13 protein-coding genes are annotated in these 14,960 nt (G+C 33.6%); 1 reads left to right on the top strand and 12 read right to left on the bottom strand.

The window, feature by feature from the left end; all coding sequences use genetic code 11:
- Window positions 1-76: 76 nt before the first annotated feature.
- The 5 genes from ACOQOS_RS18960 to ACOQOS_RS18940 all read right to left on the bottom strand — a co-directional run bounded on the left by ACOQOS_RS18960 (window position 77) and on the right by ACOQOS_RS18940 (window position 5,101).
- Window positions 77-1,369: an erythromycin esterase family protein gene (locus tag ACOQOS_RS18960; protein ID WP_420572047.1), complete on the bottom strand. Its 1,293-nt coding sequence runs from the start codon at window positions 1,367-1,369 to the stop codon at window positions 77-79.
- A gap of 221 nt (window positions 1,370-1,590) precedes the next feature.
- A complete protein-coding gene (locus tag ACOQOS_RS18955; RefSeq protein WP_420572046.1) occupies window positions 1,591-2,649 on the bottom strand; it encodes a hypothetical protein in 1,059 nt (352 codons plus the stop codon).
- Window positions 2,650-2,703: 54 nt separating this feature from the next.
- On the bottom strand, window positions 2,704-3,504 hold the full coding sequence (locus ACOQOS_RS18950) for a hypothetical protein (RefSeq protein WP_420572045.1): 801 nt from the start codon (window positions 3,502-3,504) through the stop codon (window positions 2,704-2,706).
- On the bottom strand, window positions 3,491-4,054 hold the full coding sequence (locus ACOQOS_RS18945) for an RNA polymerase sigma factor (RefSeq protein ID WP_420572044.1): 564 nt from the start codon (window positions 4,052-4,054) through the stop codon (window positions 3,491-3,493). The genes ACOQOS_RS18950 and ACOQOS_RS18945 overlap by 14 nt, the downstream gene beginning before the upstream one ends.
- Window positions 4,055-4,123: 69 nt before the next feature.
- Complete coding sequence (locus tag ACOQOS_RS18940) at window positions 4,124-5,101, bottom strand: polyprenyl synthetase family protein (RefSeq protein WP_420572043.1); 978 nt, start codon at window positions 5,099-5,101, stop codon at window positions 4,124-4,126.
- Window positions 5,102-5,372: 271 nt separating this feature from the next.
- Between ACOQOS_RS18940 and ACOQOS_RS18935 the strand changes: the two genes are divergently transcribed.
- On the top strand, window positions 5,373-6,488 hold the full coding sequence (locus tag ACOQOS_RS18935) for a choice-of-anchor J domain-containing protein (protein ID WP_420572042.1): 1,116 nt from the start codon (window positions 5,373-5,375) through the stop codon (window positions 6,486-6,488).
- A 141-nt stretch (window positions 6,489-6,629) separates the two neighbouring features.
- Here ACOQOS_RS18935 and rlmN read toward each other — a convergent pair whose 3' ends face one another.
- The 7 genes from rlmN to ACOQOS_RS18900 all read right to left on the bottom strand — a co-directional run bounded on the left by rlmN (window position 6,630) and on the right by ACOQOS_RS18900 (window position 14,940).
- Window positions 6,630-7,673 carry a 23S rRNA (adenine(2503)-C(2))-methyltransferase RlmN gene (rlmN, locus tag ACOQOS_RS18930; protein ID WP_420572041.1) on the bottom strand — a complete coding sequence of 348 codons (1,044 nt, stop codon included), beginning with the start codon at window positions 7,671-7,673 and terminating at the stop codon, window positions 6,630-6,632.
- A gap of 97 nt (window positions 7,674-7,770) precedes the next feature.
- A complete protein-coding gene (locus ACOQOS_RS18925; protein ID WP_420572040.1) occupies window positions 7,771-8,817 on the bottom strand; it encodes a hypothetical protein in 1,047 nt (348 codons plus the stop codon).
- Window positions 8,818-8,978: 161 nt separating this feature from the next.
- Window positions 8,979-9,980, bottom strand: coding sequence for an ADP-ribosylglycohydrolase family protein (locus tag ACOQOS_RS18920; protein ID WP_420572039.1), 1,002 nt, complete (start codon window positions 9,978-9,980; stop codon window positions 8,979-8,981).
- A 104-nt stretch (window positions 9,981-10,084) separates the two neighbouring features.
- Entirely contained in the window at window positions 10,085-11,140 is a 1,056-nt protein-coding gene (gene queA / locus ACOQOS_RS18915) for a tRNA preQ1(34) S-adenosylmethionine ribosyltransferase-isomerase QueA (protein ID WP_420572038.1), read from the bottom strand.
- Between the two features lie 78 nt (window positions 11,141-11,218).
- Complete coding sequence (locus tag ACOQOS_RS18910) at window positions 11,219-12,448, bottom strand: 3-phosphoshikimate 1-carboxyvinyltransferase (protein ID WP_420572037.1); 1,230 nt, start codon at window positions 12,446-12,448, stop codon at window positions 11,219-11,221.
- A 77-nt stretch (window positions 12,449-12,525) separates the two neighbouring features.
- A complete protein-coding gene (locus ACOQOS_RS18905; RefSeq protein WP_420572036.1) occupies window positions 12,526-12,852 on the bottom strand; it encodes a nucleotide pyrophosphohydrolase in 327 nt (108 codons plus the stop codon).
- A gap of 81 nt (window positions 12,853-12,933) precedes the next feature.
- The gene (locus ACOQOS_RS18900) at window positions 12,934-14,940 is read right to left on the bottom strand and encodes a DUF3857 domain-containing protein (RefSeq protein ID WP_420572035.1); all 2,007 of its coding nucleotides are present in this window, start codon (window positions 14,938-14,940) and stop codon (window positions 12,934-12,936) included.
- Window positions 14,941-14,960: the final 20 nt, after the last annotated feature.

Genomic DNA, 14,960 nt, shown 5'->3' with positions numbered 1-14,960 from the left:
CATTAATTTTAAACAAAAAAAGAGATACTTTGATTCGTATCTCTTTTTCATGCTAATTTCTAGAATTCGAACTGGGTTATTTTTTTGGTTCGTAAGAAAACAACGGTTTTGTAGCATTCGTTTTTTTTATGAAAAATATAAAGTCGTACATCGTAGCAGGATTGACTTCGTAATAGTCTTTTTCCGTATTTTCAGCATAACCAAATAATTTTACTTTTTGTTTGGTTTGCTTAGCGCAGATATCTTTTATTTTCTGATTTACAGGAAAGTAATATGCTTCCGATTTGTTTTGCGCTAGTTTTTCTTCAAAGGTGTTTGTTGGTGGTGTTGGATAGTTTGCTTGATATAATTGATCGCCGTAATTATGATCGTCGTTAATTAAGCGTTTTTTAATGTATGAATAACTTCCGCTAAAACTACTCATTCCGACAGCAACATAATCGTCTGGAAATTCTTTTTTGAGATTTCTTCCCATTAAACCAATTTCATTGTCAATGATTACTTCTTTAGAAATATGTGCATTGTGTGCCCAAACAATAATTTTTGCATTCGGATCTTTTGCAACATGTGCCACACGTTCTGCCATGACAATATCTCTGGTGATGATTTTCCCTGAATATATCATTTCATAGTTGATATATGAGTTTTTGGCATGTAAGAGCAATTCTTCTAAGCGTTTTGAAACATTTTTTTCTTTGCGAATTTCTTTTTCTAGACGCAATACCAATCGATATACTTCTCTGTTGTATCCGTAATTGTCAACCTTTGCTGGTTTTTGATCAGGGAATTTTTCATAGAATTCATTCGACTCCATCGTTACGCGCAATTTGAATTGCATTAAGATTTCTTTGATTTCAGGTGTTTGATCTTTTCCCAATTCCTCGGAAAGTAATTTTGGTAAGATTTCACGATAGGAATCATCGCACCCTTTAAATGGTATTGGCGTATGCGTTTGATTGTAACGTTTTAACCAAACTAAAAACTCCTTCATTTTTTCTGTTTGATAGATAGAAAAGAGATGTTTTTTCATTAATGAATCTACAGATTGAGTTTGTAAGTTTTGTGAAAGTTCTTCTAAGTCTTCATATGGATTTTCCAGCACAACCATATTGAAACCTTTTTCTTCAATGAGTTTTTTGGTGATTGCAGCACGAAGTTCATAGAATTCTTGAGTTCCGTGTGTATCTTCTCCCAATGCAATAATACGCTTGTCTCCAATTTGAGAGACAAGCGCATTCAAAGATGTATTTAATTTTTGCGTAGTAGATACATCTAGGTTTGTTTTTATGTTATTAATTTCTTGTTGCAACGTTTGTCCATTCGCGCAAAGCGTCACAAGAATCGTAATAAGTAAGCTTAGTGTTTTCATTATTTTTTGACATTAATTGTCTGCACAACTTATTGATGAAAGTCGTGAGTTATTGTTTCGAGTGAATTATGAAAATTTATATTGAAAATCTCAAAACGTCTAATCGAGAAGCGAATCTGTGATTTGCTATATCGAGATCTACATAGAAACTATTTTTTTCATAGTACTTCTCGATACAATTTTTCTTTAAAAAATCACTCGAAGTGACGCTTTGCGTTCATTTAGAATACATCTAAGCGAACACCTAGCGAAATATTACGCTGTTTTGCATTGGGACTTTTAAAGATTGGCGATAAATCATACTTACAGTATAGACTTAAATCATCCCAACCAATGTACCCTGCAATACCATATATAAAATTATTGGTGTTGTAATTTCTTCTAATTTCTTGATCAACACGATCACCATTTTCTTTGTAGCGCAATTTTTGCTTTACTGCCAAATTGAATCCTGCATATCCACCAATACCGATTTTAAATTTTTCTCTTGTATTATAGCGAACATAATAATCTGTTTGCTTTTTGTTTGATGGACCAAATTCAAAGTAAATAGGCACTACTAAGTTTGTCATTCGTATTTTTGAACGACGTAAGTCATTTGGAAACTCCTCCAAACTTGTAACATCTCCGTTGTCTACAAACGTACGATTTCCTGTTGGCTTTAGATTATTGTACTGTAATGATAGTCCGTACTTGAAGCGTACAAAGTTGTGATTTTTAAACACACGTGTTCTCCAAGTAATTCCTAATTCAAAAAATCGTGAGCCTCCTACTTTATAATCGGAATCATTGAGTGATTTTCCGTCTTGAATTGCGTTATTTAACCCTAATGCGAACACGATATCTGAATATGTTCGTTTATCATATTTTAAAGGTCTTTTTTTAATTTTTCGCGTATCAAAAATTTCTCCAAAGCGAATAAAGCTTCCGCCTTCTTGAATATAATAATCGGTTAACATCTCGCGTTTGGTTTTTGCCATGCGGTATTCAATATTAGCTGCTGCTAGTATAGCTGCTCTTTTCTTTTCTCTCTCTGCTTCTTCTTTAGTAATTTCACCTTTTTCTAGCTTTTCATTGATTTTACTTACTTCAATTCTCAACACTGCTTTTTCCTGAGCTGTTATAATTAGTAATCGTTTTTCAAGATATTCTTTATCCTGCTCCTTTTTAATCGCTGTAGAATCTTGTCGTTTGGTAATTTTTCCGTCTTTCTGTTGCGCATTTGCGCTGAAAGTTATGCATAGGAATACTAAGCATAAATACAAAGTACTTGTTTTCATGTTCGTTTTTTTATGATGTTAATGATGATGATTTTTTGCTAGTTGCAGATTTTATTAGTCATCTACAACGACTGCTCTACTTCTTTGAACGTTGTGTTTTATCAGCTCAAACACTTTTTGTTTGAATGATCGGTCTAATTCGTATTCAACTTCATTTAACAATTCGTCTGCAGTTGCGAATCGTAAAATGTCTGTTTCTTCTTTTGGAGTGTCTAATTCAGATAATGATTGCTGCGCTTCTTTTAACAATTGATCAATTTCTTCATTTGTTATTTTTATATTTTCTGCCGCAGATAATGCTGCAATAGAAGCTTTTAGTTCTTCATTTAACTTAATTTCATTTCCGTCAGGCTTCTCTGTTGTTTTCACTTTAGATGACGTGTTAATACTAGCAACAACAATTGCATTTTTAACTTCTTTTTGCAATTCGACTTCTAGTTTATTTTTTTGCTGTACAGATACTCTTTCTTTATTAACTTTTTCTTTTTCTTTAGTTATCGAAGTCTCATTTTTCGGTAAAACTTTTATCTCTTCTGTATTTACAATTGCCTCTTTAAACAACTCATCATTTAGTTTTTCTTTTTGAATAATTGGAAGTGTTGTATCTTTTTTCGTTTTTATTATTTTTTCTGAGTCTACGACAGTTTCTGCATCTGTATTTTCATCATTTTTAATAAGCATAAACGCTACTAAGCTGAAAACAAGTGCCAAGCAAGCTGCATATGGAAAATAGAAACGTCTCTTCTTTTTCTTTTTATCGTTTGCGTCTAATTGACTTGCGAGCTTTTCCCAAGAATTTTCAGATACTTCTATCCTACGTTCTTCTAATATATCTTTGATGTCATGCGATTTCATTAGCTCTGTTTTTTTTTGATCGTAGTTGCGTTTGAAGCGTTTTTTTCGCTTTGAATAGTTGCGTTTTTGAAGTACTTACAGAAATATTTAGCATTTCAGCAATTTCTTGATGCTTGTATCCTTCTATTTCATAGAGATTGAATACAATTTTATATCCTTGCGGTAATGCATCAATTACTTTTTGAATTTCTTCTACACCAGCGTTTACGTCCATTTCACATTCCGTAATTTCGGTATAGCTTTCAATTTCTTCTACAGCAATTAGCGGATTTTTTTTTCGAAGAAAAGAAATTGATTCTCGAATCATAATTCTTCGTATCCAACCTTCAAAACTTCCTTTGTTTTTATAGGTTTTTAATTGTGTAAATACTTTAAAAAAACCAGAAAGCATGGTTTCTTCTGCATCATGAATATTTGAAATATAGTATCTACAAACACTTAGCATTTTTGGCGCATGTTGTGCATATAACGTTTGCTGCGCTTTTCTGTCATTGCGCTTTGCTCGTTTTATGAGTTGTGTTTCTTGCAGATGTAATTGAATAACTTTCATTATACAGGTTGCTTTCTATTTACATAGACGCAATTTTTATGCAAATGGTTGTCTGCGTATGAAAAAAAATTATTTTTTTCTTTCAATTACGTAGTTCACCATTAATTCTAATGAATCTTTATATGTTGATTGAGGATAAGCTTCTAGCAGCTTTAGCGCTTTTTCTTGGTACGATTTCATTTGTGTAATCGCATATTCCAATCCGCCAGTTTTTTTTACGAAAGCAATGACTTCTTTGACTCTTTTTTTGTCTTTGTTGTGATTTTTGATCGAATTAATTGCCCATTTTTTCTCTTGTTTGGTACAATGATTCAATGCATAAATCAATGGAAGTGTCATTTTTTGTTCTTTGATATCGATTCCTGTTGGCTTTCCAATTTGTGTATCTCCGTAGTCAAATAAGTCGTCTTTTATTTGAAATGCCATTCCAATATATTCACCAAATAATCGCAGATTCTCCACTTCTTCATCTGAAGCATTTACAGATTTTGCGCCCATAGCACAACAAGCTGCGATCAATGTTGCTGTTTTTTGTCGAATGATTTCGTAATAGATATCTTCCGTAATGTCTAGCTTACGTGCTTTTTCAATCTGCAACAATTCGCCCTCACTCATTTCGCGCACAGCGACAGAAATAATTTTTAACAGATCAAAATCACCATTATCAATAGAAAGCAATAATCCTTTAGAAAGTAAATAATCACCAACTAATACCGCGATTTTATTCTTCCATAAGGCATTAATGGAGAAAAAACCTCTTCTTCGATTGGAATCATCAACTACATCATCATGTACTAAAGTTGCCGTATGAATCAATTCAATTACAGAAGCACCTCTGTAAGTTCGATCATTTACCAATCCTTCAGAAACCATTTTGGAAACTAGAAATACGAACATAGGACGCATTTGTTTTCCTTTACGGTTTACTATGTAATGTGTGATACGATTGAGTAGTGCAACTTTAGAAGTCATAGAGCTGGAAAACTTCTTTTCAAAGAGTTCCATTTCTGTTAGAATTGGTTGTTTTATCTGTGCAACTACTTTCATTCGGCTGCAAAGATATTAACTAATTCTATGATATTATAGTTTTTAACAAGATTCGAGCAGTTATAAAGTGTAATTCATCGTTTTATTTTCGTTGTGCTGAATATGATTTAATACTCATAAACACGTCTTATTTTAAAAAAACAGAAAATTTTAGGCTTATTTCTTAAATTATTTATAAAAACATCAGGATTTAGGTTAAAAATGGAGGCAACATGCTTGAGTTTTATTTTTTTTTATAACTTTAAGTATACTAAAACATAAAACCTTGATTATGAGAAAAATTACTTTGTTATTATTAAGTGTATTCTTTTATCTAGAAGCACACGCACAACTTCCAGAAACATTTGACACCGCGCTACCCGGTACATGGGCAACTTTTATTGGTACAAATGGCGAAGGTACTACCGAAGATTGGGCACATCAGACTGCCGGATACATGAGAGTTTTGTGGGAAGATGTACCTACTTTAGCTGAAGATTGGCTCGTTTCGCCTCAGGTTGCTATTACAACAACTACTTCTTTGTTGGTGTTTGATCAGACTGACTCTGCTACAACCGATTATGGTTCTACGTTAACCGTTAGAATTTCTACAGGATCATCGCAAACTACACACGCCGATTTTGTGATTGTAGATACACAAAATGAAACCGATGTTACAAATGGTACAGCTCTACAATTTTCAAGACATGAAGTAGATTTGTCTGCATACGAAGGTCAAACTGTATATATAGCTTTTGTTTGGGCACAAGATGATGGAGATGCTTTATTTTTAGATAATATTGATCTTGAAAATCAAAATGCAACAGCTCCAGAACCTGTAATAACTCCAACTCCTTCCGACACAGCTACTGAAGTAATTATTGATGCTGCTGACGACAATATGGATGGAGCTCCAGATAATTCTGTAACTTTTGCATGGGAAGCAGCTGCTACAGGTGATGCTCCAACAAGTTATGATGTGTATTTAGGAGATTCACCAACGACTTTAAATTTATTAGGAAATACTGGAAATACTACTGTAGATATTACAGGTATGGAATATTCGACGTTGTATTATTGGCAAATTGTTGCAAAAAATGCAGGTGGAGATGCTGTGAATTCTTCTATTTGGAGTTTTACAACGCAAGCTGAATTATCAGTTGGAGAAGTAAATTCGAACGATTTTAAATTTTATCCAAATCCAACAACTGGATTGATACAGTTTGAAAGTACATTACCAATTACTAAGTTAGAAGTTATTAATTTATTTGGTCAGCAAGTATTGCGTACCGATAATGAAATACTTGCTACAAACCAGTTAGATATTTCTTCTTTGAAAGCAGGAACTTATATTATGGTTGTTACAATAGGAGACAACGTAAGTTCTTATAAAGTTGTGAAACAATAAGATTTTTATTTAAAATATATAAAGCCTTTAAAGTTTTTACTTTGAAGGCTTTTTTATTGGTTGTTTTCAGGTTTGTTAGGGTTCTTGAATTGGTTGTCTATTTGACAAAAGTTGAACCAAGCTAAGTTGATATAGTATACACTATTCTTTATTTGCCAATTGTCCGCAAGCTGCGTCAATGTCTTTTCCTCTAGAGCGTCTTACTGTTACGGTAATTCCATTTTGCTCTAGCGAATCTACATAACGCTCAATAGCTTTACTGCTAGCTTGCTGAAATTGTCCATCATCAATTGGATTGTATTCTATAAGATTGACTTTACTTGGCACGTCTTTACAAAATTTCACCAAAGCATTGATATCTTTTTGCTGATCATTGATTCCATCCCAAACTACATATTCGTAAGTAATTTTGTTTTTGGTTTTATCATACCAATACGCTAATGCTTCTTTTAAGTCAGTAAGTGGAAAATGTTCATTGAAAGGCATAATAGAGGTACGCACTTCTTCAATTGCTGAATGTAATGAAACAGCTAGTTTGAATTTGACTTCATCGTCTGCCATTTTTTTAATCATTTTTGGAACTCCCGAAGTTGATACCGTAATTCGTTTTGGCGACATTCCTAAACCTTCTTCCGAAGTAATTTTTTCTATGGCTTTTAATACATTGTTATAGTTCATTAATGGTTCTCCCATTCCCATAAATACAATGTTTGATAAAGGTCTGTTTTGATATAATCTACTTTGTTGATCAATAGCTACAACTTGATCATAGATTTCATCTGGGTTTAGGTTTCGCATGCGTTTTAATCGCGCCGTAGCGCAAAATTTACAATCTAAACTACAACCAACTTGACTAGACACACAAGCCGTTGTACGTGTACTTGTTGGAATTAATACAGATTCTACAATTAAACCATCATGTAAGCGCACAGCATTTTTAATAGTCCCATCATTACTACGTTGCATTTTGTCCACACGAATATGATTGATGACAAAGTTTTCTTCCAACATTTTACGTGTTTCTTTGGAAATGTTTGTCATGTCTTCAAAATCATGCGCACCTTTTTGCCACAACCATTCGTATACTTGATTTCCACGAAAAGCTTTGTCGCCTTCTGATACGAAAAAATCACGCAATTGTTCTTTGCTTAATGCACGTATATCCTTCTTTGCTGCTTGCTTCATGCCGCAAAAATAAGGAGAATTTATGAGTTTATGCTTTAGTTAGCGCATCAATATATCAATTTAGAAATGAAGCATTTAAAACGGGAAAGTCATTGTATTATCGTTGCTTTATTTCAATTTCAAGTTCAAAATCGCCGTTAGTTAAACCTTCTGCTCCCACAACTCCAATGATTATTTTATATGGTCGATTGATAGCGTTCAATCGAACTTTTCGTGTATGATCTTGTGTTTTTCCTCGCCATTTACGATCCCATTTAGAATCAGCTTCACAGGTAATACAACTATTTAGATTTGGTGGTAATTGCTCATTATTCATTCCAACTTGATATGCGTACAGACTAAAATTCTGTTTTTTATTTTTCGGAATGACTTTGATAAACATTTCCGAATATTTCGGAATTGTTGTTGCATATAAAACGTGATTTCCTGAAAATTTTCGGTTTTGAGTTGCTGGAAAACACGCAACACTACTATTAGCCGCCCATGACAAATCGCTAATAACATCACCTGTATTTAGGTTTCCGTTTGTTGTGGTCACAGCTCCTTTTGTCTCGATATTGACAACTTCTATTTTTGGTGTAGACATCATTACTTCTTCTCCTCCATTCAGTTTGATTTCTAATGTAAAATCTCCAGTACTCAATCCTTCTGCTCCTACAACGCCAATTACAACTTTATAAGAACGATTGATTGCATTTAGACGAACTTTTCGTGTGTGGTCTTGTGTTTTTCCTCGCCAATTTCGATCCCATTTAGAATCAGCTTCACAGGTAATACAACTATTTAAATTTGGTGGTAATTGCTCATTATTTATTCCAACTTGATATGCGTACAAACTAAAGTTTTGATTTTTATTTTTTGGAATGACTTTGATGAACATCTCTGATTGTTTCGGAATTGTTGTTGAATATAAAACATGATTTCCTGTAAACTTTCGGTTTTGAGTTGCAGGAAAACATGCAACACTACTATTGGATGCCCAAGATAGGTCTGAAATTTGTTGTCCATCAGATAAATTTCCTTGATAGGAAACTGTACTATTTGCTTTGACTTTTATTGCTGTTACTTTTTTTATTTCGTTTTGAGAGAAAGCATTGTTTACAATTAATAAGCAAACAAAAACACATAGTATACTTGTTTTCATGATGTGATATTTGTGATTCATATTCTTCAGAATGCACATAACACCTTAAAGGATAATCAACTGCAAACTAAAGATTTAAATTTAACAAAAAACAAAACCAATAGAAGTTTACATGTATTTTTGGTTGATAATCTTGTGTAAATAGTTAATTGTAGATAAGATTAGTTATTGAGAATCACTTTTTCGAATGCAGTTGCAATTTCGATCAGATAATTTGTTCCTTCTACCTCATCTAGCATAAATTTCGGAAGACTGTCTAAACCATGTAATCCTGCCATAATTCCTGTAGTAATTGAAGCAACTGAATCTACATCGCCTCCTAAGTGTATTGATTTTTGCAAAGCATCCATTGCGTTTACACTATTTTTTAAGACATATAATACACATCCAGTTGTATATTTTGAGTCAGAAGGAACTCCTTTTATGCCTGGTAAGAAATAAGGTCTTTGAATAGGCTGCTGTCCGCATAGCACTTCAAAATCGGCTGTATTTAAGTCATCGTAATTACCTAAAAGATCAACTTGATTCAAATAATTTGTGTATTCTTCATTTAAATCGATTTTACTTTTACAATAAGATATGATCGATTTTTTGTCACCGTTTTTCTTTAGTAAATATTCTGTTGCTCTTGCGATACACTGACTGGATATGATTGCGTTTATATTTGGATGTGTCGCCTTGGCATTGATAGAAGCATATTTATTGATCAAGTTTTCAGAGATGAAACCTAGTGGCACTGATCGCATTGCTGGCGCATTCCCTGGATTACTTCTGTTTCTTTGAAAATCTCTTATTTCTTCAATAGTTTTTTCGCCTGAGTAATACCAACTCATAGATCCATGACCGTTTCTACCAAATCCTTTTTCGGCTTCTCCTTTTTTGTATTCGTCCTTCCAGCTTTTTACTAATAGCTCTTCTGTAAATTCTTCTTCAGAAATTAACGCTTTCATCATTCCGATTGTCATTTCGGTATCGTCTGTATAATCCCAATCTTTGTAATTTTTTGTGAACGCTTCTTTCTGATCTTCTCGCGTTTTGATTTGATCTCTTGCGCTTACAAATTTTGTAAAATCTACGTTTTCTCGTATCCAATCTCTGTCTTGAAATTCAACTCCAGCTCCAAAAGCATCTCCTATAGCAATTCCGATTAATATGTCTTTCATAGATTTTAAGTTTACGAGATGAATTTACATCACTCATAAGTATTAAAAAAACAAAATCCTGCCAAAGACAGGATTTTGAATATATATGTATGTTTTGTTTCTATTTAAAGAATTAACATTGCGTCTCCATACGAATAGAATTGGTATCCTTCTTTGATCGCTTCGTCGTATGCTTTTAAGATAAAATCATGACCTGCAAATGCTGAAACCATCATTAATAATGTTGATTTTGGCGTATGAAAGTTTGTAATCATACAGTTAGCAATGCTGAATTCATAAGGAGGAAAGATGAATTTGTTTGTCCAACCTTCGTATTCGTTTAGTGTTCTTTCTGAAGAAACAGAACTTTCTAAAGCACGCATTACAGTTGTTCCTACTGCACATACTTTTCTTTTCTCTTTCTTCGCATTGTTTACTGTTTCTACAGCATTTGGAAGAATTTTTAATTCTTCAGAATCCATTTTATGCTTTGATAAATCTTCTACTTCTACAGGATTGAATGTACCTAAACCTACGTGAAGTGTAATTTCAGAGAAGTCGATTCCTTTAATTTCTAAACGCTTTAGTAAGTGTTTTGAGAAGTGTAAACCTGCTGTTGGCGCTGCTACAGCTCCTTCTTCTTTTGCATATATTGTTTGGTAACGCTCTTCATCTTCTGGCTCTACATCTCTTTTGATGTATTTTGGAAGTGGCGTTTGTCCAAGTTCTCCTAATTTTGTTCTGAATTCTTCGTAAGAACCATCATATAAGAAACGTAATGTACGACCTCTTGAAGTTGTATTATCAATAACTTCAGCTACTAAACTCTCATCTTCTCCAAAGTATAATTTGTTTCCGATTCTTATTTTACGTGCAGGATCTACTAATACATCCCAAAGACGTTGGTCTTCATTTAATTCTCTTAATAAAAAGACTTCGATTCTTGCGCCTGTTTTTTCTTTGTTTCCAAATAATCTTGCAGGAAATACTTTCGTATTATTCAACACCATTACATCACCTTCGTCAAAATAATCAACTAAGTCTTTGAATTTCTTGTGTTCAATCGTTTGCTTTTCACGATTAAGAACCATCAAACGTGCTTCATCTCTATGTTCAGAAGGGTATTCAGCTAATAAATCTTCAGGAAGATCAAAATTAAAATGCGATAGCTTTTTTGCCATAAGTCTTTTAAGTTATTTTTTAAGAACCGCAAATATACAATCTCAAAATAGGCGTTGTCAAGTATTTAGGGAGTTTTTTTAGATTTCTTCCATTTCTATACCAATCTTTGCCAAATCTTTCCAAAAATCAGGGAAGGATTTTGACACGACATCGGCTTTTTCAATTTCTATTGGAGCACGTAATGCTAATGGCGCAAAAGCCATTGCCATTCGGTGATCTTTGTAAGTTGCAATAACAATATTTTTATTGATAGAATCTGCTATGTGTAGATATAATGATTCATCTGTAATGTCAACAGAAGCGCCGAGTTTTTCAAGCTCTGTTTTAAGTGCGACTAAACGATCTGTTTCTTTGATTTTTAACGTATGTAAACCTATCATTTCGCAAGGCAATTGTAGTCCGAAAGCAGTTACTGCGATTGTTTGCGCAATGTCTGGTGCGTTTTTTAGGTCTAGTTTGATGATTTCCTGAGTCGCTTCACGCGTTTTGGTAAGCGTAATAGTGTTTTCTTGAAATGTAGTTTCTACACCAAATTTTGTGTAAATTTCTGCCAAACAAGAATCACCTTGTAGACTGTTTTGCTTGTACGCAGAGAGTTGAACAGTTGTTCCAATTCCGCTTAGCGCGATTAAACTATAAAAGTACGAAGCCGAACTCCAGTCAGATTCAACCGTGAACGCTTTTGCTTCTTGTGTTGCTTCAAAACGATCAACAGTGATGGTGTTTCCTTCAAAATTCGTTTTTACACCAAGATCATTTAATAAAGAAAGTGTCATCTTTATATATGGAACTGACGTAATTTTTCCATTCAGCGTAAGCGTAAGACCATTTTCCAATGTCGGTGCAATTAGTAGTAAAGCCGAAATATATTGACTGCTAATATTCGCATCTAGATTTACTTGATTTCCTTGCAATTTCTGACCTTTTATTTGCAATGGCGGATATCCTTCGTTGTTTGTGTATTGAATATCTGCGCCTAATTGTTGCAATCCGTCAACTAATATTTTAATTGGCCTTTCTTGCATACGCGACGAACCTGTTAATGTAATTTCTTGTCCATTTTGCGTTGCGTAATAAGCCGTTAGAAAGCGCATTGCTGTTCCAGCGTGATGAATGTCTTTTATTGAATCTGTAGATTTTAATGCTTTTTGCATGAGCGTTGCATCATCTGAATTGGAGATGTTTGCGATGGTAATGCTTGGATATAAAGCTTGCAATAGTAATAACCTATTGGATTCGCTTTTGGAACCTGTAATGGCAATTTTTGATTGCTTGTGAAGCGTTGATTTTTGAAGCCTTATGTTCATGATGCTTGTTTGTAATCTTAATTATTTCACACGTTTTATGTGTGATTCTGAATCAAGTTCAGAATGACGTATGTTACTTATTTTAATTTTTCGTTGTTGTGATGACGATCGTGATCTCGTTTGGTTTTTTTGTCCATTTTTTTATCAAATGCTTCTTGCAAGTTGATTCCTGTTTGATTTGCCAAACATAATACCACAAAAACCACATCTGCTAGTTCTTCACCTAAGTCTTTGTCTTTGTCACTTTCTTTTTCGCTTTGCTCTCCATAACGTCTAGCAATAATTCGAGCGACTTCTCCAACTTCTTCTGTAAGTTGCGCCATATTGGTTAGTTCATTAAAATAACGAACACCATGTTCTTTGATCCATGTATCTACCTGAAGTTGTGCTGCTTTTATATCCATTAGATTAAATTTGTTTTAACTAAAAAGTGACTTTACAAACAGGTTGTAAAGTCACTTGTAAAAATATAGTTTTTTAGCGTATTATTTTTTCTTTAATACTACTTTTTCTTTTTCTTTTTCAATCAGCATTTTATAGAATTCTTGCAATCCTGCATATTTGTCTGGAGTAATTACGGAAGAATTGATTTCTTTAGACATTACTACACTAACTCCCATAGGTGTTTTGGAGATATTGAATGAATATGAACCTAGGTTGTTCGGCATTTTTACAGCAGTTGCTGTTGGCAATGATTCTACTTCGTAACCTTCTGGTATTTTGATGTTCATCATTATTTTTCGCTTCCAAGGATATCCAAAATCTACTGGATATACTCTTTCTTCTGCTTTGAAGATATTTTCTGTTGTTGCTAGAAAGAATAGTGGTGAGAAATACATCTTGTCTCCTATTACTTCTCCTTGCGATTCTTTTACAAATGAATACGATTCTAGTACAGGCTTCCCAATTTCTTTTAGATTTTTAACATCGTGTTCTTCAATTTCAATGTCTTCTATGGCGTTTTCTAGTTTTTCTAAATAATCTTCTTGATTCACTTGTGCATAGGCTTCTCTAAAACTTAATGCATAGTGCGAAGTGAATTGCGTACGTTGCTTTCCTTCAAGATTGCCATTTTCATCAAGAGTTACGCTAGCACTTGTTGCACGTAACGCAGCTTGTTTTGGCATTAGACTAATTTGACTCCAACTTCCGTCTTTACGAATGAGTCTTCCCGACCAGTTTAATGCGCGTAATGGCAATACATTTGGTTCTCCATAATAGTTTGTAGCATCAAGCAGAATTACCGCGTCTTCTACTTCAATTGCAGCAATTACATAGTTAAAACCATTTAATGTAGGAAACATTTTGATTCCATGTCTACGCGTACTTAAGATGACTGGATTTGCATTGATACCCGCATGACGTAACATTGCTGTCAACATTAGGTTCATGTCTGCAACATTTCCTGTACTTTCTTTATATGCTTTACGTACTCCTAGATCTGTGTATTTTCCATAGTTTCCATTCCATTTTACTTTGTTGCGAACATAGTTGTAAATCATCGCCGCTTTTTTCATGTCACCAGAAACACCTTCAACCAATCCGTTGATGTCATCTTTAAAGTAGGAAGTTTTTTCCAATTGTCCGCCAAATGCAGAGCTTCTGTATATTGTTTCTACTACATCATCCCATGATTTTGCTAGGTATTTTGGAATACTATTCGGCATTTGTATTTGTGATAATTCAAATTTTACAGCACTTCTGTAGTTTTCTATATTACTTACAAAGCTTTCTTCTTTTAGCGCAGGAATATTTTTAAGATCGAATTTTGTCATATTGAATGTAAAATCGATTTCGCTTTGACTGAAACTTGTTTTACGTCCACTCCAACTTTTAGATTTGGATGATAATCTTATTTTCCCATTACGACTTGTCTCTTTTGGTTGTAGTCTGAAATATCCTTTGTAATGCTTCTTATAGGTAAAATATTCATGTGCTTCAAATATAACTTCAATGTGGTTTACAGGAATGTCGTATTGAAAATTGATTTCATTGACATTTTGCATGTATGGAGAAGTCATTTTGTATCTAAATTCTACAACACTACCTTCTTTTATGTTGGGCATTGTCAATTTTTTAACTTCTATATTTTCAGAGCGTTTTTCTTTGAAAATTCCGTCTTTACGAAGTTTTACGTCTTCTATTTTTCCATTTTCTAAATTGTAGGTATACGCCTTCAACCCAGAAACCTCTTCACGTTCTCCATTGTTTGTTTTGTATAATGGAATGTAATGAGTTGCGTATTCAAAACCGTCTTTGTTATATATTTTGATGCGTTTGTGCACATTGGTTTCCAACACAAAACCTTCTCCTTGAATGTAACGTGTTGTTAAATATGTTTTTTCATAGAGTATTGCTGCTGCTGCTTCAGGGTCTTTTGGGTGCTGTTTTTCTTCTAATTCAGCTTTGGAGACTTTTCCAAATTTAACTTCTTGTGCATGTGTTGCAATAAAACAAATAAACGCAATAGCGAATGTGATGTATTTTTTCATCAGTATATATTTATTGTAAT

Origin of the sequence: Kordia sp., assembly GCF_965224175.1 — a bacterium.
In the GTDB taxonomy this organism is placed as follows: Bacteria; Bacteroidota; Bacteroidia; order Flavobacteriales; family Flavobacteriaceae; genus Kordia.
This window is presented reverse-complemented; position numbering and strand designations above follow the sequence as displayed.

Bases quoted from the DNA above. Each gene is read 5' to 3' on its own strand.
- ACOQOS_RS18940 (WP_420572043.1), bottom strand. From the start codon at position 5,101: ATGAAAGTAGTTGCACAGATAAAACAACCAATTCTAACAGAAATGGAA.
- ACOQOS_RS18955 (WP_420572046.1), bottom strand. From the start codon at position 2,649: ATGAAAACAAGTACTTTGTATTTATGCTTAGTATTCCTATGCATAACT.
- ACOQOS_RS18950 (WP_420572045.1), bottom strand. From the start codon at position 3,504: ATGAAATCGCATGACATCAAAGATATATTAGAAGAACGTAGGATAGAA.
- ACOQOS_RS18960 (WP_420572047.1), bottom strand. From the start codon at position 1,369: ATGAAAACACTAAGCTTACTTATTACGATTCTTGTGACGCTTTGCGCG.
- ACOQOS_RS18920 (WP_420572039.1), bottom strand. From the start codon at position 9,980: ATGAAAGACATATTAATCGGAATTGCTATAGGAGATGCTTTTGGAGCT.
- rlmN (WP_420572041.1), bottom strand. From the start codon at position 7,673: ATGAAGCAAGCAGCAAAGAAGGATATACGTGCATTAAGCAAAGAACAA.
- ACOQOS_RS18925 (WP_420572040.1), bottom strand. From the start codon at position 8,817: ATGAAAACAAGTATACTATGTGTTTTTGTTTGCTTATTAATTGTAAAC.
- ACOQOS_RS18945 (WP_420572044.1), bottom strand. From the start codon at position 4,054: ATGAAAGTTATTCAATTACATCTGCAAGAAACACAACTCATAAAACGA.
- ACOQOS_RS18935 (WP_420572042.1), top strand. From the start codon at position 5,373: ATGAGAAAAATTACTTTGTTATTATTAAGTGTATTCTTTTATCTAGAA.
- ACOQOS_RS18900 (WP_420572035.1), bottom strand. From the start codon at position 14,940: ATGAAAAAATACATCACATTCGCTATTGCGTTTATTTGTTTTATTGCA.
- queA (WP_420572038.1), bottom strand. From the start codon at position 11,140: ATGGCAAAAAAGCTATCGCATTTTAATTTTGATCTTCCTGAAGATTTA.
- ACOQOS_RS18910 (WP_420572037.1), bottom strand. From the start codon at position 12,448: ATGAACATAAGGCTTCAAAAATCAACGCTTCACAAGCAATCAAAAATT.
- ACOQOS_RS18905 (WP_420572036.1), bottom strand. From the start codon at position 12,852: ATGGATATAAAAGCAGCACAACTTCAGGTAGATACATGGATCAAAGAA.